Here is a 20,392-nt window from a genome sequence, read left to right as displayed (position 1 = left end):
TAACCGGACAAAAAGGAATAACATTATGTATCATGGATTGAAACAAAAGCATGGAAAAATACAGGGCGTGTCCATGCTGCCATTTGGCCTTGTTGCCGGTTTTGCCGGTGAAAAAGAAATTCGTATAATAGAGCTTGCGGAAAACGGCTTTACTTTCCGCACAGCAGAAAAAATAGCAGACCCGGAATTATTTCGAGTCTGCTTTTATCATTATCCGAAGCTGGAGTATGAGCAGGTAGAGCTGCATTCTTATAAACTGGAATGCAGTGGGAAATATGAATTTTACTATGAGTATACCCTATATCTGGATAATATAGGTGATATACCGGATAATATGGGCGATATGGATGCAGATGAAACAGAAAATGGGAAAAGCAGGGAATACGAAGGATGCAAAGAAAATAAAGAATATAGAGAATATGGGGAATATCGGGAACAGGTTCAGGCAATGCTTCTGTGGTATGACCGTTATATCCGTTTAAAACTGACCGGGGATGAGAATGAACTGGCCAGTGCCATGACAGTTTATCCGACAAATGGGGATGCAGTGACGGCTGAGAGCTTTGAAGAGCAGAAGAAGCGGTGGTTTGGCTGTGAAAATCAGGAATATTGCAGGAAAGAAACAGGCCGGGAAAGGGAGACAGAGGAGAAGTCACAGAACAGGTCGGAGGTAATGCCAGAGACCGGGAGTGCATTGGAGCAGTTTGAATGGGCTGTGGAGCTGGACACCACCTGGCTTTATGAGGAGTATCTGGCGACAGATCTTAAAGTTTTTATAGATAACTACTGGAAGCGGAATCATCTGTCCGGGTACTGGTTTTCTTATATCCGGCCGCAAAGACTTTATATTGGAAATGCTTTCTGTCATCTGCTTTTTCCAAAGGAAGACCAGTTGTTTCTGCTTCTTGAAAAAGCCAGAAAAGATGGTTTGCAGGTAACGATGACTTTTTCTTATATCAGGGAATTTATGCTGGAGAGAATGAAAATTTTGCTGAACCGGTTGGAAGCCTGGTGTGAGAAAAATGAGAGTATTTTGGAAATACAGGTCAATGACTGGGCTATGGCAGAAATGATAAAAGAGAAGTCTTTACTGATTCCGGTACTTGGCATTTTATTAAACAAGCGGCGGAAAGATCCAAGACTGCACTATAAGTTGGAAACTATGACACAAACAGGAGCAGAGGCCGACGGTAAATTCCTTGAAGAAAATAGTTTAAATGCCGATTTTTACAGAGAGTATCTGGAAAAAGAATACGGCATTGCCAGATTCGAATGGGAAAGCTGTGGCTATGATATGGCATTTCCTGTTGGAAAGAACAGTCTGCACCTTCCTTTTTACCAGACCAATACATCCCAGTATTGTACGTTGTATGCAAAATGTACCACAGGAGAGCGGGGAAAGCAGAAGCTGGTAAAACAGTGTCCGGGATTTTGTAAAGATTATGCGTTCTTGTATCCGGATCATCTGAAAATGGTGGGTAGATACAACTCCTTATTTGCGTTGGACAGCCGCATTTTTGAGGATGATCCTGGTTTTGGATCTGGAATAGAAAATGAAGTTGGAATGAAAACAGGAATAAAAGAAATGGTTCAAAAATGGAAAACAGCAGGGACAGACCGACTGGTGGTAAATCTGCTGTAAGATGTATGTTCTCCCGGAATCTTTCTGCGCCTGATTTTGTGAGAAGATTTTTTGTCGGGTGCGGCTGGCGGAAAATCAGTTACAAAGGCAGGTGCATGAAAGATTCCGAGAGGACATATGTGGGGAAAGGAGGGAAGAGTACAGATGAAGATTGTAGCCGGACTTGGTTCCGTTGATGAATATATCCCCTATGTGGAAGCAGGAGCAGACGAGTTTTTCTGCGGCTATGTGCCTTATTCATGGACAAAAAAATACGGGACGCTTCTGCCGCTTAACCGCCGGGAAGTACTTTGCTCCAATGTACAGTTAGGTGCATTTAGCGAACTGGAAATACTGGTTGCTATGATCAGAAAATATAAAAAGCCAGTGTATCTCACCTTTAACTCCTTATACTACATCCCAGAACAATACCCGGAAATTGTTAATATTATTATACGGTGTATGTCCATTGGATTTAATAGTTTTATCGTCGCTGATCCGGCGCTGCTTTTATATCTGCGACAGAGTAGAATCAATTGTGAGATCCACTTGAGCGGAGAGACTGCAGAGGTCAACAGCGGAATGATAAAATACTTTGAGAAGCAGAACTTAAAACGCCTGATCTTTCACAGGAAAAACAGCATAGAAGATATGAATTCTATTATTAACAAAGCAGGAAACCTCACAGAATTTGAAGCCTTCACACTAAACGAAATGTGCCAGTTTACCGGTGCATTCTGCAATTCCCTTCACTGCGATGAAATGTGTCATCTTTGTCTGGTACCCTATGAACTGGGACGGATCAGAGAAGGTGTATCAGCAGAAAGTGTGGATGAAAATGTGGATGAACCAGAAGATGACGGCTATCTTTGTGGACAGACTGGCTGTGGCCTCTGCGCTTTATACCAGTTGGAAAAAGCTGGTGTTACTCATTTAAAACTGGTGGGAAGAGGCAACTACACAGACTATATGGAACGTGATATCAAAAATCTGCGAAAGGCATTAGAAATATTAAAAGATGTCTTGGATATGGAAAAAACTGGAAATATCCCAGCCGGACCAAAGGCAGAACGCAGATATATTTCACAGATGAAAAGGGAAATATTCGGTCCGGCTGGAAAGTGTAGTGGAATGTGCTATTATCGGTAGGTAGAAACATCCAGATGTACGGCAACTAAAATCCACTGAATTATATCAAAAATTATATTAAATCTTTTCTCAGAATCTTTCTGTGCTTGATTTTGTGAGAAGATTTTTTAGGATATAATTTTATAGATGTAATACATTTTTTAGGACGTAAATTGGATTATAATAACATTTTTATGGACATTATTTTTTAGGCTGATATCGGATATCAGACACTGTATACACTGTGATAAAAGCATGGGGGTCTTCACGGTTGATATAATTCATCAGTTTCTGGTATTCTGACTTATCTACGATGGTAATGATCTCATTGCGTTTTTCCAGATTGTAGGCACCGATGGATTCATAGATGGTAGCGCCGCTGTGCAGGTCATTGATGATAAAATGCCGCAGCTCTTCCTCTTTTTTAGTGATAATGCAGACCCGCCGTTTTACATTGTGGTTAAAGATAAAATGGTCCAGGATGATGCCGTTAAAATAGGTTCCCAGTACACTTAAAACAACAGTTTTCTTATCATACACCAAAGCTGCTGAAAGGGCGACACACATGCCGGATAAGGACATAGCTTTCCCAAGATCCATATGGAGATATTTGTTCATGATCTTGGCAACGATATCCAGACCACCGGAAGAAGCATTGCGGTTAAACAGGATGCTTAAACCGATACTGACGGTTAAAATATAGCATAAAACATCCAGTTCCTGACTGTCAGTTAAGGAGCCGATGTTCGGGAAGATCCTTTCAAAAAGGGCCAGAAAAAGGGGAAGTACAATACTGGTGTATACGGTTTTAGCCCCGAATTCTTTTCCGCAGGTGAAAAATCCGATGATCAGTAAAAGTACATTTAAGATCATGGTGATGGCTGAAAGGGGCAGAGGAACAAAGTTAGATAAGATAATACCAAGACCGGAGATACTGCTTACGGAAGCATGGCTTGGTAAAAGAAAGAAGTACACAGCTCCGGCTACGATGGCCATAGCTGCTGTAAGGACCATAGTTTCTTTGAACAGTTCTGTAACATGGTTGTTTGAATGGTTCATGACACACCTCTGTGGGATTATAGTTGGTTACAGTTAAGCCAGGAACTGTAACTGTATCTGCAACATTCATTGTACTATATATCACCAAATATAACTATATAATAAAAATAAAAAGTTGACAAAAAATAAGCCTATTTCAAGGCTTTTCGGTACTTTTTTGCATTTCAATGTGTCAAATTTCCGCGTCATAAATAGTTGACAGATCTGTCATTCCATACTATACTAATAACACAATTGAGATTTGGGCGTGTTACTGGTAAAGCAGGCATTAACCGAAAGGGCATCGAAGAGATGTCCTTTTGGTTGATGCCTTTTTCATTTTCCAAATAAAACTACACTTCCCAGAAGCAACTGAAACGGATTGTTTTGGGTATGCTGATAGGAGCAGGTTTCTTTTCTGCACAGGTGAAATACGTAAAATGGAAAGACGTTTGCGCGTTTGCAGGAAGAATTTTCGGGAGATGTGAAAACTGTCAGAAAGACACACCTGAATACTCAGAAAAAAAGGAGAAAGAACATGAAAGACAAGATTTTTGGGGTGCTTCAGCGAGTAGGACGCAGCTTCATGCTTCCGATTGCGGTGCTTCCGGTTGCTGGCCTCCTGCTGGGGATTGGAAGTTCCTTCACTAATGAGACTACCATTGCAACCTATGGCTTACAGGGGATTTTTGGTAATGGAACCGTCCTGCATGCACTGCTTATGATCATGAGCAAGGCAGGAAACGTCATTTTTGATAATCTGCCGATCATCTTTGCGGTGGGTGTTGCCATTGGCATGGCGAAGGCGGAAAAAGAGGTTGCGGCACTTTCGGCTATGATTTCTTTTTTTGTGATGCATGCATCAATCAACGCAGTGCTTTTATTAGCAGGAAAAGTTTTAGCGGACGGAACAATTGCCTCGGATGTGCTTGAGGGAACCATTGTCAGTGTCTGCGGTATTCAGACCCTGCAGATGGGTGTATTTGGCGGTATTCTTGTGGGACTTGGTGTGGCAGCACTCCACAACCGGTTTTATAAGATTGAACTGCCAAACGCACTGTCATTTTTTGGCGGCTCCCGTTTTGTACCGATTATTTCTACCGTTACTTATGTTGGTATCGGTATTCTGATGTACTTTATCTGGCCGGCTGTCCAGAATGGCATTTTCGCGCTGGGCGGTCTGGTTACAGGAACCGGTTATTTCGGAACCCTGATTTTTGGTATCATTAAGCGTGCGCTGATCCCGTTCGGCCTGCATCATGTGTTCTATATGCCTTTCTGGCAGACTGCGGTAGGTGGCACCATGATGGTGGATGGAAATCTGATTCAGGGCGGCCAGAACATTTTCTTTGCGCAGCTGGCTTCGTCAGATGTGACGCATTTCAGCGCGGATGCTACCCGGTATTTTTCCGGTGAGTTTATTTTTATGATTTTTGGACTTCCGGGAGCGGCGCTGGCCATGTACCGGTGCGCGAAACCGGAAAAGAAAAAGGCAGCAGGAGGTCTGCTTTTAAGTGCGGCGCTGGCCTGCATGTTTACCGGAATTACAGAGCCAATTGAGTTCTCTTTCCTGTTTGTAGCACCAATGCTGTTTGCGGTTCAGGTGATCCTGGCCGGAAGTGCCTATATGGTTGCGCATATTTTGAACATTGCAGTGGGTCTTACATTTTCCGGTGGTCTTCTGGATCTGGTGATTTTCGGTGTGCTGCAGGGCAATGCGAAAACCAGCTGGCTTCGCATCATTCCGGCAGGAGTTGTGTATTTCCTTCTGTATTACGTTTTGTTCAGTTTTCTGATTAAAAAATTTGATTTGAAAACACCGGGACGTGAGGATGATGACGAGGAGACGAAGCTCTACACGAAGGCTGATGTGAATGCCCGCAGGACTGAAGCGAAAGAGGGAGAAAGCTGCAGTCAGGCAGAAAACAGTAAAGACAGCCGGAGTGCAGCCATTGCAATGGGTATGGGAGGAAGAAACAATATCACTTCCGTGGACTGCTGCGCGACACGACTCCGCTGCTCTATCGCAGACTCGTCGCTGGTTGATGAAAAGCTTTTAAAGTCGACTGGCGCGGTAGGCGTGATCGTAAAAGGGCAGGGAATCCAGATTATTTACGGACCGCAGGTGACTGTGATCAAATCCGAGCTGGAAGCTTATCTGGCAGAGGAACATGAGGAGGATACCGCAGAAGCTACAGATAGTGCAGAGAATATGGGCACCAAAGTGACTGCGGAAACCGAAGCATCTGTGAATCTGGCAGAGAGCAAGAACATCGCAGAAAACATCCACAAACTTTACTCTCCGTTCCAGGGCGTATTAAAGCCAATCACGGAGGCACCGGACGAGGCATTTGCCAGCAAAGCCATGGGAGACGGCTACCTGGTTATGCCGGAAGATGGAATCGTTGAGGCACCGGAAGATGGTGAAGTCATGTTTGTATTTCCGAGCAAACATGCGATTGGCCTGAAGGCGGCGGATGGGACGGAATATCTGCTCCATATCGGTGTAGATACTGTGAAACTGAATGGGGAAGGCTTCACGGTATTTGTAAGTGATGGACAGAAAATTAAGAAAGGCGAAAAGCTCATGGAATTTGACCCGGCCTATATCCGGGAACACGCAGTGAGCGATGCCTGCATCGTTATTTTTACAGGACTGACAGAGGGAGAAAGCTTAAGCTTAGAAGGAGAAAAGCAAGTGAAACGGCTAGAGCTGATTGGTCAGATAAGAAAGTAAGATAAAAATAAGATAAAAACTTAGGGAGTATTTATCATACGAAACAAAAAGTACTTTCTGCATCCTAAGGTTGTCGTGTATAATAACAGGACAGGCATAAGATGCAGGAGGTATTTTTTATGTATCGGGTAATCAAAGTATTGAACAATAACGGAATTCTGGTGCTGGATGATGCCAACGGTCAAGAGCAGATTCTTCTGGGAAACGGGGTCGGCTTCGGACATCGTATGGGAGAGCGAATGACAGAACTTCCGAAAGGCCGCCGTTATGAACTTGTGAGCGAAAAAACGCCGGCGCTGATCCGTGTAAACGGCATTGATCCGATTTATATCGAAGCAGCCGGAAAAATCATAGAGATGGCAGAAGCGGCGATGGGACCACTGCAGCATGATATTCTGATCCCAATGGCAGATCACATTGCTATGGCAGTAGCACGGGCCAGAGAGAAGAAAGAAATTCCCAATCCGTTTCAGCATGATATTGCAGCTTTATTTGGAGATGAGTATGAAGCGGCCAGAAAAGGATGCGAAATCTTAAAAAAAATGACGGGAACCATCCTTGGAGAGGATGAAGCCGGTTTCATTGCCCTGCATATCCACGCAGGACTGGCGCAGGAGAATCTGGCGGATTCCCTGGAAACAGCCCGTCTGGTAGGTGTCTGCATGACCATGATCGAGGAAGGAGCCGGAAAGAAGCTTCCTTATGGCTCTCTCGGTTACAACCGGCTGATGAGTCATGTCCGCTATATGCTGGCCCGGGCCAGAAAGGGAGAACGCACGGATCTTGATCTGGAAGCATACGCAAAAGCGCAGTTCCCATTCGAATACGCGCTGGCTGAGCAGATTTTGAAAAAACTGGAACAGGAGCTGCGCATGACGTTTGCGAAAGAAGAAACCGGATTTCTTGCGATTCATATCAGGCGGGTAACTGGTGGAGAATCTGCAACATAAATGCAAAAATATAAAATGATAAAATACAAAAACGGAAAAAGTTGCGGAAAACACTTTTCAAGTCCGTATATTTTTGCTATACTATCTCATCTTTGACAGTTGATTAGTTAAAAAAGTGCCACAATCCCTGTAAATACAAGGGGTGTGGCACTTTTATCTGCATACACGAAATATAGTAATGTTTTATCTCCGCTTACTTTTTTTCTGAATTCCTTTCATTTTCCATTTTGTTATGAATTGATAGTCCGTTCTGAATCCGCAGGTTTCATGGAGATCGTCAGTGATTTCCTGACGTTCATATACAGGCATGAAGCCCTGTTCTTCTACATCTGCAAATTTTATATCTTTTAAAGTGTGAAGTAATTGTTCTGTAGTATAAGTTCCTTTCAGAGAGCGGTTTAATAACCGAAAATGTAACAGAGCAAGAAAGCAGGTAAGGAAGTGAGCTTTAATCCGGTCTTCACGGTTTAAGTAAATGGGTCTGGCTTCAAAGTCTGTTTTCATAGTTCTGAAACAGTCTTCAATCTGCCATCTTCCTTCACTGACTTTTAAGATATCTGCAACGTCATCATTAAGCAGATCGGTACATACCGCATAAAGACCGTCATACATTTCTTCTTCTGCAATCTTATCCGTATCGAGATAATAGTGGATCTTAGCTTTTTCTCCTTCGTTGGTTACAGCTACCTTATTTACAAATCTTGCAGGATCATTTGGATTTTTACGCTGTTTTTTTAGAGAACCATTTGCAACCATTTTTTCTGCCCGACAGATCTGCTCCGCACGGATGGTTTTCTGGTAAGCAGCATATTTAGGGGAGTAGGTTATGATTAATCTTTGATCCAGTTTTTTTGTTGTAAATGGTTCGTCTTTATAATAAAGATGGTTCTTGTCATCATCTGTCAGTTTTGTGAGGTCAACAGGTTTATCATCTGAGAGACGTTTGAAGACAGTTTTCTTTAAAGCCCATGCCCGGTCTTCATCAGGCAGCTTTTTGATGGACTGAGTGACAATAAATGCCCTCTGTCCCATGTAATTAAGAACACGGTTATCCTCAGAAGCAAGTCCGGCGTCACTGCAATAGATAAACTTATCACAGCCGAATTGTTGGAGAATCTTTGTTTCTAAAGGTTTTAAGGATTTCTGTTCATTTTGGTTTTCAGGAAAGAGTGAGAAAGCCAAAGGTATTCCGTCACCATCTGTAAAGAGTCCCATTTGAATAATGGGATTCGGACGGTGCTCTTTGCTTTTTCCGTATTTTTTATCTCCATCTTCCTGTTCGATTTCAAAGTAGTAGTTTTTGTGCAATCATAGTAAAGGATTCGATCCATTCTGTCACCGAGGAAAAAACTGTTTTTATAAACTTCTGATTGAATAAAATCTATTTCAGAAGCAAGAACAGAAAGAGCTCAGTAAACATCATGAAGTTCATAAGTTGGAGTCTCAAGGAACTGTTTTGCTGCCCGGAAGGAAGAACTTTTGCTGGAAGGTTCCAGAACCCTTGTATAAATTAAATCAGATAAAATCGCATTAAGATCATACTCGAATTTATGTCGACTTTTGATTTTTCTGCAGACAGAATCAAGCTTAAGGCCATAGTAAATAGACTGAAGAAAAAGATATCCGCCAGAAAAAAGTTTCTGCTTATTATAGTCCATGAGTCTGTTGGAATGAAATGGGATCATAACAGTAGCATCCTCTTTTTCACTTTTATATTTCAGTGTTTCAAGACGAGCCTGTTCATTTGCCCATTCAACAACTCCGTCACGATCCGTGTGGAGCTGCGCTGATAATTCAGCTAATGTACCTAATTTTCGGATGGTTTTGGAAGTACTTTTCCCATTAGCATTTGTATAGGACTGAGTAATGTAAAAGGACTCGGAATTTTTTGATTTTGATGTTGTTATACGCACAATAGTCACCTCTGTCACTATTATACTGTATATCACTAAATATTACTATATAATAAAAATGAAAATTTGACAAAAAAATAAGCCTATTTCAATTCGCTGGATGCGCGCAGATGGCAGAATACCTATGTGAAGCGGGAAAAGATTATTGCAAAAGTATTGTTCCGATACTTCCCGAAGCCGGGTATGCTCAAATAGTGTTTTAAGTGCGTTAGAAGATCGCGGAACAAGGATTCAAAAATGAGAGAGTGGATACAGAGCAGGTTTTAAAAATCTGTTTTGTATCCGCTTTTTTAGTTTGGGCAGAAAAATCAATCTTTCTCATTCGGGAAAATGGATGGTTCTTCTGTCGGATGAGAGGTGGAGAAAATGTGTCTCTTTTTGAGGGTCACAAGTTCGATCAGGATCTGCGCAATCGCGAAGAGACCGATTCTGGGGTTTGTGTCGACATTGGCGAGCTCCTGATTATGATCGTTTGAGAAGAACGCAAACGAGCTCAGAGAGACGAGAGGGCTGTCCCGTTCACAGGTGAGAAGAATCGTTTTGATGCCTCGCTCGAAGGCCGTCTCCATGATGGACTGATAGTACTGGGGATCTCCGTGCGCGCTGACAATCAATAAAACCGAATCCCGGCTCATTTGTCCGATCAGACTGCCGAGAAGGCGTTGCCATTCGATCAGAATACAGCTGTAATCAAGGCTTGAGAGCACCGCATGCAGGTAACTTGCAATCAGAGAGCTCAGATTGGAACCGCAGATGTAGATTGTGCAGTCGCTGGTCAGAAGATTGGCGACTTCCTGAAGCGCATCGAGATCGAGCTGTTCGAGATTGTCACGAAAGAGCGCAAGAGAGTGTTCAATGATGTTATCGGAGAAGAGTGCAGAATTTTTCTGTTCCTTGAGCTGTTGGCGGAGCTGATATTTAAACTCATTGAAACCTTTGAATCCGAGCTTCTGGCAGAAGCGGACGATCGTTGCGCTTGAGGTATAGAGCTGATCGCTCATCTCCTCGAGGTTCATATAGAGGCACTGAGGAAAATGATTCTCAAACCAGTCGAGAATCTCGGACTCGGTCGGAGTCAGAAAGAGTGAGTGGGCCTGTTCAAAGATCGGAATCATGGGAATCTCCTTTCTGTTTGTAGTCGAGATTAGGCGTTTGCGAAACGCCAAAAGCCGCATAAATACGGCTTTTTTTCTTATTAAAAACAAAATATCTCCTCAAGGTTTATGGTAAAATAGAGTTGCGAGAAACTATCAACCAATCCACCTAAAGGAGATATATCTATATGATAACATATAAACAGCTCACTTTGGCAGAAATTTTTGAAGATTGCCAAAATAAATTCGACAACGACAAATATCGGTTTCTTTCTCTTCTCGATGAAGCCATTAACCTTGATGAAATTGTTCCTCTTTCTTTTGTTTCTCACTTCCACGCCAGTATCGGAAGACCTCGCAGGCACAAACTTTTTTCGATGCTTAAGGCTCTTCTGCTCCAGCGCATTTTTTCCATCCCAACGGACACGCTTCTGATTGTGTTTTTGAAGTACTCCCAGGAACTGCGTGATTTCTGTGGCTTTGATGTTGTTCCGGATGGCTCCAAATTCACACGGTTTAAACAGGATTTTTTATTGGACTTACAATCGATCCAGGCTCATCCAGATATCGTTGTCGGAAAAAAATCGGATTCTCCTGATGAAGACAAATCGCTTGCTGACTCTAAGGCACTGCTTCCAGTTTTGATTGATTTTTTCCAGAAGCATCCGCTTATACAGCCAAAAACTTTTTTTGGAGATGCTGCCTTTGACTCCATTGAAATCTACAAATCTTTTTTGAATGAAGTTGGATTTCAAAAGGCTTTTATCCCTCTGAAAACCAAGATTTCCATAGAAGGAATTGACTATACTGTCAACGAAAACGGCATTCCCTGCTGTCCTCATGATCCGTCACTTCCAATGAAACGAGAAGGAAGCAAATCCCATCTGCGAAGCAAACTCCCTACTATGAAATTTGTGTGTCCTAAGATGAAATGGGAGTACAATCCTGCTGACAAATCAAAGCGCCGCGTATGCCATTGTGACAATCCATGTACCTTTTCTTCCTGCGGGCGAATGATCTACATTTATCCGGAAAAGAACCTTCGTGCTTATCCAGGAGTTGAACGTGGCTCACAGGAATGGGAAGATACCTACAAGATCCGTGTAAATGTAGAAAAATCGATCAATCATTTCAAGGATAGTTTCTGCATTGCGAATCGTAAAACCCAGAATGAAAAAACACTTCACGCTGATTTGCTTTTTGCAGGAATCACCCAACTTGTTACTGTTCTCGTTGCTGATAAGATTCATCAACACCAATACATCCGAAGCCTGAAAACACTTATAGCCTAGGACTTACCACTTGTACAAAACGGATGTAGCTTATTTAAGTGCGCCTAAATATACATGATTCGCACAATTGAACTGCAAAATGTGAGGCAGTTATCTCATTCGGATAGATGTGGATAACTTTGGCTTAATTGCAAAATTGAGTTTCGCGATCACCTATGTAGTCGAGATAGCAGTTGATGATCGCGCAGATGATGTAGAAAATTGGCAGACGCGAAGTGAACTCTGCACCGTTGTTTTCTCTCTGGTCAGTGAAAAATCGATAGTTGATGTCAGCAAGGGAGGCGATGCTGTTGCTTGAGTACGGAGTGATTGCGAGGATCGGAATGTTGTTTGTGCTTGCAATTCGCGCAAGGCGCTCGGTCGGACCAAAATTTCCAGAGGTGCTGACGAGAATCAGCAGGGCTTTTCGGTTCACTGAGTACAGAAGATGCTCGCACATCCGCGCGGAGGCAGTTCGGTAGACATTCTGACGACCGATCGAGAAGAGCAGTTTCTCAAAGTAATCGCATGGGATCTCCGTGATTCCGGCGGGCGAAAAGATGTAGATTGGACAATCACTGTCAAAGAAGGCGAAGGTGCGCTCGAGGAGATCCTGAGAGATAAGGTGGGAGGTTCCGGAAATGTTGTTGAACATCGCGGAGATCATGACCTGACGTTCCATGGAGATCGAGGTCGGAAGTTTCTTGGACGCGGAATCGACACTTTCCTGATCCGGCTGCCTGGATGCATTTGTGCGGAGTGCGTACTTGAACTCGGCAAAGCCTGAGAAGCCGAGCTTTCGACAGAAGCGGAGCACGGTCGCCGGGGAGTAGGAAATCACCCTCGAAAATTCGTGGATGCTCATCTCGCAGGTCTCTGAACTGTGACCGTACACATACTGAAGAATTTTCAGTTCATTTTTGCTCAGACTCTGAATAATTTGATCGTTTAACTGAAGCGGAAACATGAAATCCTCCTTTTTCGGGATACTTTTGTGCATTTTTAAAAAACGTGGGAATCTTGCATAAATTCTGTCTTTTCTGTTTTTTATTTTATGGCAAAAACATCCTATTTGTCAATGAAAAAAATTACTATAAGAGTAATAAATAATAAAATATGAGACTTGAATCAGAACAAACAGAAACTATTTACATCTTATTGAGAAACGAGTATGATGATGTCAACAGAAACGAAGAAGGTATCTCAAGAGAGAGAAAGGAGTAGCAATGAAGAGTTATAATGTATGTATCGTAGGTGGAGGAAGCACTTATACACTGGGATTCTTAAAGTCCTTCGTAAGACTGAGAGAGGAATTCCCGTTAAAGAAACTGGTTCTGTTTGATATCGATGCAGAGCGTCAGGAGCCGATCGGAAAGTATGGTGAGATTCTGTTCAGAGAGCGTTTCCCGGAGCTTGACTTCTCCTACACGACCGACATCAAGGAAGCATACGAGGGAATGGATTTCGTATTCATGCAGATGAGAGCTGGCGGTCTTCCGATGCGTGCAAAAGATGAGCACATTCCGCTGTCCATGGGAATGATCGGACAGGAGACCTGTGGTGCCGGTGGAATGGCTTACGGCCTGCGTTCCTGCGTAGACATGATCAAGGCTGTTCATGACATTCGTAACTATGCTCCGGATGCATGGATCTTAAACTACTCCAACCCGGCAGCTATCGTAGCAGAGGCACTGCGCAGAGAGTTCCCGGATGATAAGAGAATCTTAAACATCTGCGATCAGCCGGAGAACGTAGTACGTTCCTGCAGCCGTCTGCTTGGATGCAACTGGGAGGATCTTGATCCGGTATACTTCGGTCTGAATCACTATGGTTGGTTCACCCACATCTATGATGCACATACCGGTGAGGACCTGCTTCCGAAAATCCGTGAGACGATCGCAAAGAACGGCTTCCTTCCGCAGGATGCAGAGCAGAGAGATCAGTCCTGGCTGGATACTTATGGAATGGTACAGACCATCATGTCTGACTTCCCGGATTACCTGCCGAACACCTATGACCAGTACTATCTGTATCCGGATTACAAGGTACAGCACCTTAATCCGAACTTCACCAGAGCAGATGAGGTTATGGCTGGACGTGAGAAGAGAGTCTTCAGCGAGTGTGCAGAAGTTATCAAGGAAGGTAAGTTAGGAGATCGTTTCCACGCTATCTCCGATGCACATGCAGAGATGATGATCAAGGTTGCAGAGGCAATCGCATACAACAAGAACAGCCGTCACATCCTGATCGTTGAGAACAACGGTGCAATCGCAAACATGCAGGACGATGCAATGGTTGAGGTTGTTTGTGAGCTGGGTATCAACGGACCGCGCCCGATGAGAGTCGGCAACATCCCGCAGTTCTATCTTGGTCTTCTTGTAAACCAGGTATCCAGCGAAAAGCTGATCGTAGATGCTTACTATGAGCACTCCTATGAGAAGGCTCTTCAGGCATTCACCCTGAACCGTCTGGTCGGCGATGCAAAGAAGGCTAGAAAGGTTCTGGATGCCCTGATTGAGGCAAACAAGGGAATGTGGCCGGAGTTAAAGTAATTGTTAAGTGCTTTGTAAGTTGCTCTTTTGAGTAAATATATGAGAAACATATGACATCATGGGGGCATCAGAGCAGACATCATTGAAGAGACCGAAGAAGCTGTAGGGACACAGAAATCTGGGAGAAAAGAGGGCTGTGTACACAACGTATAGAATATTAAATAATTATTAAGGCAAATGTAACACAACAGAGGGGAAGCAGAAAATATGTGAAAGGCGCCACAGTTTGGGAGCTGTGGCGTGGGAGGTTTAGTATGAACAAGAGCAAAGTCATGAACTTCTTCTCAGACCTTGGCCGAAGCCTGCTGATGCCGATTGCGGCATTGGCGGCTTGTGGTATTGTTCTGGGATTCAGTGCTGCACTGTTAAAGGCACAGGTACAGGCTGCTGTACCGGTATTGTCGGTAGGAATTCTTCACTTCATCATCACGACAATCAACAAGGTATCCGGCATTGTATTCACCCTGATCCCGGTTCTGTTTGCAATCTCGATTGCATTCGGACTTGCTAAGGAAGAGAAGGAAATTGCGGCGTTTGCGGGTTTCATCGGATATTATACATTCCTGGTGGCATCCGCCTGTATGATTAATTCTGGTTTTATGGATTTCAGTGCACTGAAAATATCCACGATTCTTGGCGTTGAGACGATGGATATGGGTGCAGTTGCCGGTATGATCACTGGTATCGTGACGGCAGCACTTCACAACAAGTATCACAAAGTAACATTCCCGGTAGCTGTATCGTTCTACGGTGGAAAACGTTTTGTGGCACTCGTTGTAATTCTGGCTATGACAGCTGTTGGACTTATTGCTCCGCTTGTATGGGCTCCGGTTTCCATGGGAATCGATGCACTCGGCGGTCTGATTTCCGCTGCAGGTCTGGCAGGAATATTCTGTTATGGATTCTTAGAGCGTCTGCTGATCCCGACCGGTCTGCATCACGTTCTGAATGGTATCTTCCGTACCACTGCAATCGGTGGTGTGTTCCAGGGTGTTGAGGGATGCTTAAATATTTTCCTTCAGTTCGTAGATAAGGTAGATCTGTCTGAGCTTCAGCCGTTCACCGTATTCCTTGGACAGGGCAAGATGCCGATGATGATGTTTGGTCTTCCGGGTGCAGCACTTGCAATCTATCGCACCGCACCGGCAGAGAAGAAGGCACGCGTAAAGGCGCTGATGATCGCAGGCGTTGCAGCCAGCGTAGTATCCGGAATCACCGAGCCGATGGAGTTCTCCTTCATGTTCGTAGCACCGGCACTGTTCGTCTTCCATGCAATCATGGGTGGTATTTCCTTCATGCTGATGGCAGCATTCAAGGTTATCGTTGGTAACACCGGTGGTGGTCTGATCGATTTCTTCATCTGGGGTGTTTTCCAGCCGGGTTCTCACTGGTACTGGATCGTGATTGTAGGACCGTTCTTCTTCATCATTTACTACCTGGTATTCAAGACTTATCTGACCAAGAAGAATCTGTCTATCGATGTTGCAGATGAGGATTCCGAGGAAGAGACCGAGACTGCTGGCACTGCATCGATTGGCAACAAACAGCTTGCACAGGCACTTGAGATCATCGAGGGTCTTGGTGGCAAGGACAACATCAAGGTAGTTAACAACTGCCTGACCAGACTGAGAGTAGACGTAAAGGATATGTCCGCAGTCGATGAGCCGAGACTGAAGAAAACTGGTGCAATGGGCTTCGTTCACTCAAGCGATGTTCACATTCAGGTTATTTACGGACCGAAGGTTGAGGAAATCGCTGCAAATGTGCGTGAGGCATTGAAGAAAGAGACAAAATCTGCACCGAAGCAGGCAGAGTTTTCTGCACCGATCACAGGAAATGTGATTCCGATGGAGCAGGTTCCGGACCCGGCATTCTCTCAGAAGATGATGGGTGATGGATTTGCAATTGAGCCGACAGAGGGCGTTGTTCAGTCTCCGGTAGACGGAATTGTAGAAGTAGTATTCCCGACCGGACATGCCGTTGGACTTCGTTCTGATGATGGTTCTGAGATTCTGATTCATCTTGGAATCGACACAGTAGAGCTGAACGGAAAAGGATTTGAGGTTTCTGTAAAGCAGGGCGACCGTGTAAAGAGTGGAGATGTTCTTGTAAAAGTAGATCTCGACTATGTGAAGAGTGCAGGTAAGAAGACCGTATCTCCGGTGATTTTCACAAGCGGAGAGAAGATTACACTTCTGAAGAAGGGCATGGTATCAAGGGGAGAAAAATCCGTGATCCGAATTGAGAAGGCGTAAATTAAGTACTAAAAGGTTAATGACAGTTTGAGGGTTGTATAATTTGAATTAGAAAGTGCCACAGAATGGTAAGGGAAATCCAGAAGTTCTGTGGCACTTTTTTGTATAATAGGAAATTGCGTCCTATTATACAAAAAATGCTCCGCGAGGATGCTTATTATAAGGCAGGGATTTCGCTTTTAAGATAAAAAGTTCCCCGTTTTGCCAGGGATCCATCTGGCAGAACGGGGAATTCTCATATTGAATAAAAAGTTACTGTTTTTTCTGCATAAGCAATCAAAAAGGACACCTTTTATTGTATAATTATGTTATCCACAAAACAACACGAAAGAAGGTGTCCTTAATGAAAAATTAGCATTAAAGAAGCTGCTAACTTATATGAAAAGTGTATATAAAATCCCGGAGAAAATCAAGGGGTTATCGGACAAAAGAAAAAGAAGATCGATCCCATTGTTTAATATCGTCATGCCGGCACTGCTCTTTCTGATGCTGCAGTATGAGAGTTTTCACACAGTTTTTTCTGCGCCTGAAAGTATGGGAAAACGATTGAAAAACTGCATACATGGAAAGATACCTAAAATTGATGCAGTCCGTGACCTTCTTACCCAGATAGATCCAGATGAGATCCGTGAGATCCACGACCAGACGATCGATATCATAAAAAGCAACCGTGTATTTCGGGAAGGGACTATAGGTGGATATGTTGTAGCCGGTATCGATGGAGTGGAATTGTTCAACAGCACAAAAAAGTCCTGTTCGGACTGCCTTAGCCGGAAAAACCGTGCAGGTGAAACAGAATATTTCCACCGGAGCGTGGTCTGTATGACAGTAGGAAAAACGCCACATGTAATCCTGGGCCAGGAAATGTTAAAACCGAGGGACGGAGCGGAAAAAGATGAAGGCGAACTGACAGGAGGAAAAAAGCTGATCAGACGTCTGAAGGAAAGACACGGACATTTCGCAGATGTGATCGTAGCAGATGCGCTGTATCTGAATGCCCCATTTATCAATACGATAAAAGAGTGTGGACTGGATGCGGTGATCCGACTAAAAGATGAACGAAGGGAACTGTTTCAGGATGCGGAAAGCCTGTTTAAGCAGGATGAGGGGAGATAATAGTCCCCATAAGCTTCGTGTGATCCGATATCATGAAAGCTGGAAAGAAAACGAACGCCGGATGTGGCTGGTAACGACTCTGGATCAAGGGGAACCTCGGGTTTTATGGGAGATGATGAACCGAAGATGGTATATAGAAGAGAATGGATTCCACCAGTTGAAAACGTATTATCACGCAAAACATTGCTATTGCCATGCAGCAACAGAAGTAATATTTGATCTGATGATCATCGGCTTCAACATGAGAGAATTATACCTGTATCGCCGTATTCAAGGATTTAAAGAAAGTGGAATCAGCCGAAAAAGTGTGAACCGGAAGTTTTGTGATGAGCTATTGTTGGAAAAAGTAAAAAGTATCTTGTATGAAAAGGGCGGATAGTCTGTCAGTGGGAAAATAAAAACAGGCGCTTTGAAATGAGCTAAATTTAACTAAGGGGGGATTTTGTGCGCATTCAGCTATTCAGGAAGCAAAAGAGAAAATAAGCGTGAGAGGGGCACTATTTATAAATATACAGTGCTAAAAGCGAAATCCCTGAAAAACCAATGTAAATATTGACAATTTCAAGTAAATATCGTAATATAATATATGAAGGGATACCTTCTGAGACGCACACTCATCAAATGCATTCATACCTTTGAAGCAGAACCCGTGGTGGAATGCGGTGACTGTGGAGGTTCGAGAAAGGTGGCAACTTACCATAATCCATCTAGCCTCGCAAGAAGCGAAAGAAAGTTGTTTTACAGAAGAAAATGGAGCCTTGCAGATGTATCTGTAAGGCTTTTGTCGTTGTAGGAGCTGTATGGATATCATTTACGAATGTGCAAATAATTTCAAAAAATTAGAAAATACAAAATACCATTTTGTGTTTGTCCAAAATCGAAAAAAACATGATATCACTCTTAACTTTTGCCTTGCAGACTTTAGACATGCAGCTGGCCTTCATCACATAACGGATATCGTAATTGAAAATAACCTCATAAAGACGATGGACGCTATTTTACGAAGTGATTTTCCAGAAATCACAGATACAAAATTAAATGAAAGTAGAAAATATAAAGAAATTTCTCCCACTTCCGGAAGTGTCCGTGAAAGAGTGTCCGACATGCGTTTTATTGAGCAATGCTTAGACACTAGTAATTTTATGAGAATTTTCAAATTACAGCCTTATGGAAGCCAGATACGGGCAGATTACTTCATTGAAGCTTATTGTAATGAGATAAAGGCAAACGTATACGTATTTCTTCGCAAGAGAGAAGAATCCGACAATTATGTTGTTGTTTCTTATTTCCGCAAAAAAACCGTAGTTAGTGGAATATCAACATACTGGCTCCTAAAGGAAAAAATATCCGATGATATCGTGAATGAACTATTAGAAGTTCTTCATACAAATAAAATCCATGTACTATTTCGAAAGCCAAGAGTAAAACTCTTGGCTTTTATCTCTCCAATTTATGCCAATTATGCCAACAGTTCCATTACTTCTTCGGCCAATTCGGATAACGTTTATAAAAATCTTGTGTTGCCTTCTGATCTGTGAAAAATCCTGCATTTAAGAGTTGTCTCATTTCTTCGTCCGACGTATGTAAATGGTACTTAAAATAGTTATACTTTTCCCAATCTCTAATCCCGATTGACCTATTATTTTTGCTATTATTATAGATCAGATATACAATTGAACATATTATAAGAAAAAAATTAACATTCCAAACCTCCTATTCAGTACCACTAAACAGTGCTTTCGCTAATTACTTATGATTATGTTTATTTTTTTCTTGCCACAGAAGCTCATACTCTTTCATCTTTCGTTTTGTTTCCTCATTCTGCTTTTTGTTTTTAAAATACCACGGCAAAACAATCGTGAAAAAACCACCTACTAACCATCCAAAATCATCTGCCCGCATACCCAATCCCCCTTTTAACAAAATATTCTATACAAATTGTACCAAGTCGCTAGCGCGACGGCTAGCCATAAGTACAATAAAGTCACTACTTTTTTATAAAAAAAATAGCAGTTTTTAAATATATGTAGTATTGTTGAATTACCCCTAACGCAACCATACACATATACAAAAACTGCTATGATTACTTTAACACGGATTTTCAAACTCAACAACTACATTTAAAAAAAACCTGTCGTCCGCCCCCCTGGGAAATAATATTTTTTTTCTTTCACATTTATTTACTGGAGGTTTATTATGGACGATCTGCGTCAGTTTATCTACTGGATAAAAGAAGAAAGACAGCTCTCTGACCGCACGATCAATGCCTGCATTTCCCAGCTTCGCTTTTTCACCTTATACGTTCTCCATAAACCATGGGATCCCTCACAACTTCCTATTAACAGCGAAAGATCACATCCTTTTGTACCAGAGAAAAAGAATACTTCTCCCATACAGATATCGGCTGTCAGTCCGCGTCTTGGTACAATTCTGAAGAATCACATTCAGAGCAACTCTGTTATATTTCAGAGCTGCTCTTTTTGTTTGCTCTGAATATGATACTTCACTAATGAATTTTACCATAGCTTGATTGTTTTAGAAAGCGGGGATAGACGTTTTGCAAAAATATCGGGACAGGAGGGGACTTTACTGTATTGTCTGAAAGAGAATCTTTGCACAAAGTTAAGGGAAAAGACAGGTTTGACGGGAAGAAATCTGATATACTGAAAATACAAGGAAGGCAGCGTGGTAAAAAATCAGATTATTTTTTGAAATGA

13 protein-coding genes and 3 pseudogenes are annotated in these 20,392 nt (G+C 42.8%); 11 read left to right on the top strand and 5 right to left on the bottom strand.

Going from position 1 to position 20,392, the window contains the following annotated elements:
- Positions 1-25 precede the first annotated feature (25 nt).
- Together OGM16_02270 and OGM16_02265 are read left to right on the top strand one after the other, a co-directional pair.
- Positions 26-1,642 (top strand): hypothetical protein, encoded by a 1,617-nt coding sequence (locus OGM16_02270; GenBank protein UYJ47124.1) that lies wholly within the window; start codon positions 26-28, stop codon positions 1,640-1,642.
- A 144-nt stretch (positions 1,643-1,786) separates the two neighbouring features.
- The gene (locus OGM16_02265) at positions 1,787-2,770 is read left to right on the top strand and encodes a U32 family peptidase (GenBank protein UYJ47123.1); all 984 of its coding nucleotides are present in this window, start codon (positions 1,787-1,789) and stop codon (positions 2,768-2,770) included.
- Between the two features lie 180 nt (positions 2,771-2,950).
- Here OGM16_02265 and OGM16_02260 read toward each other — a convergent pair whose 3' ends face one another.
- Positions 2,951-3,808, bottom strand: a complete 858-nt coding sequence (locus OGM16_02260; GenBank protein ID UYJ47122.1) for a YitT family protein — start codon at positions 3,806-3,808, stop codon at positions 2,951-2,953.
- A 517-nt stretch (positions 3,809-4,325) separates the two neighbouring features.
- On the opposite strand from OGM16_02260, the gene OGM16_02255 reads away from it, so the two are divergent.
- Together OGM16_02255 and OGM16_02250 are read left to right on the top strand one after the other, a co-directional pair.
- Positions 4,326-6,524 carry a glucose PTS transporter subunit IIA gene (locus OGM16_02255; GenBank protein ID UYJ47121.1) on the top strand — a complete coding sequence of 733 codons (2,199 nt, stop codon included), beginning with the start codon at positions 4,326-4,328 and terminating at the stop codon, positions 6,522-6,524.
- A 119-nt stretch (positions 6,525-6,643) separates the two neighbouring features.
- On the top strand, positions 6,644-7,474 hold the full coding sequence (locus OGM16_02250; protein ID UYJ47120.1) for a PRD domain-containing protein: 831 nt from the start codon (positions 6,644-6,646) through the stop codon (positions 7,472-7,474).
- 183 nt (positions 7,475-7,657) lie between these two features.
- Here OGM16_02250 and OGM16_02245 read toward each other — a convergent pair.
- A pseudogene (locus OGM16_02245) lies at positions 7,658-9,387 on the bottom strand (IS1634 family transposase).
- 90 nt (positions 9,388-9,477) lie between these two features.
- Between OGM16_02245 and OGM16_02240 the strand changes: the two are divergent.
- A pseudogene (locus OGM16_02240) lies at positions 9,478-9,582 on the top strand (S26 family signal peptidase).
- Positions 9,583-9,695: 113 nt separating this feature from the next.
- On the opposite strand, the gene OGM16_02235 reads toward OGM16_02240, so the two are convergent.
- Positions 9,696-10,502 carry a MurR/RpiR family transcriptional regulator gene (locus tag OGM16_02235; protein UYJ47119.1) on the bottom strand — a complete coding sequence of 269 codons (807 nt, stop codon included), beginning with the start codon at positions 10,500-10,502 and terminating at the stop codon, positions 9,696-9,698.
- Between the two features lie 167 nt (positions 10,503-10,669).
- On the opposite strand from OGM16_02235, the pseudogene OGM16_02230 reads away from it, so the two are divergent.
- Positions 10,670-11,681, top strand: a pseudogene (locus tag OGM16_02230) (transposase).
- A 216-nt stretch (positions 11,682-11,897) separates the two neighbouring features.
- On the opposite strand, the gene OGM16_02225 reads toward OGM16_02230, so the two are convergent.
- Positions 11,898-12,719: a MurR/RpiR family transcriptional regulator gene (locus tag OGM16_02225; GenBank protein ID UYJ47118.1), complete on the bottom strand. Its 822-nt coding sequence runs from the start codon at positions 12,717-12,719 to the stop codon at positions 11,898-11,900.
- A 259-nt stretch (positions 12,720-12,978) separates the two neighbouring features.
- Between OGM16_02225 and OGM16_02220 the strand changes: the two genes are divergently transcribed.
- The 5 genes from OGM16_02220 (at position 12,979) to OGM16_02200 (ending at position 19,213) form a co-directional block, all read left to right on the top strand.
- Positions 12,979-14,304 carry a 6-phospho-alpha-glucosidase gene (locus OGM16_02220; GenBank protein UYJ47117.1) on the top strand — a complete coding sequence of 442 codons (1,326 nt, stop codon included), beginning with the start codon at positions 12,979-12,981 and terminating at the stop codon, positions 14,302-14,304.
- Between the two features lie 254 nt (positions 14,305-14,558).
- Positions 14,559-16,559, top strand: a complete 2,001-nt coding sequence (locus OGM16_02215; protein UYJ47116.1) for a glucose PTS transporter subunit IIA — start codon at positions 14,559-14,561, stop codon at positions 16,557-16,559.
- Positions 16,560-16,937: 378 nt separating this feature from the next.
- The gene (locus tag OGM16_02210; protein ID UYJ47115.1) at positions 16,938-17,675 is read left to right on the top strand and encodes a hypothetical protein; all 738 of its coding nucleotides are present in this window, start codon (positions 16,938-16,940) and stop codon (positions 17,673-17,675) included.
- On the top strand, positions 17,662-18,054 hold the full coding sequence (locus tag OGM16_02205; GenBank protein ID UYJ47114.1) for a hypothetical protein: 393 nt from the start codon (positions 17,662-17,664) through the stop codon (positions 18,052-18,054). The genes OGM16_02210 and OGM16_02205 overlap by 14 nt, the downstream gene beginning before the upstream one ends.
- Before the next feature lie 421 nt (positions 18,055-18,475).
- Positions 18,476-19,213 carry a PBECR4 domain-containing protein gene (locus OGM16_02200; GenBank protein UYJ47113.1) on the top strand — a complete coding sequence of 246 codons (738 nt, stop codon included), beginning with the start codon at positions 18,476-18,478 and terminating at the stop codon, positions 19,211-19,213.
- 208 nt (positions 19,214-19,421) lie between these two features.
- Here the strand turns inward: OGM16_02200 and OGM16_02195 are convergent, their stop codons facing one another.
- Positions 19,422-19,577 carry a hypothetical protein gene (locus OGM16_02195; GenBank protein ID UYJ47112.1) on the bottom strand — a complete coding sequence of 52 codons (156 nt, stop codon included), beginning with the start codon at positions 19,575-19,577 and terminating at the stop codon, positions 19,422-19,424.
- Positions 19,578-20,392: the final 815 nt, after the last annotated feature.

This window comes from Lachnospiraceae bacterium, assembly GCA_025758065.1.
Lineage (GTDB): Bacteria > Bacillota > Clostridia > Lachnospirales > Lachnospiraceae > Enterocloster.
Note: the sequence above shows the minus strand (reverse complement) of the source record. Positions and strands in the feature narration are given on the sequence as shown.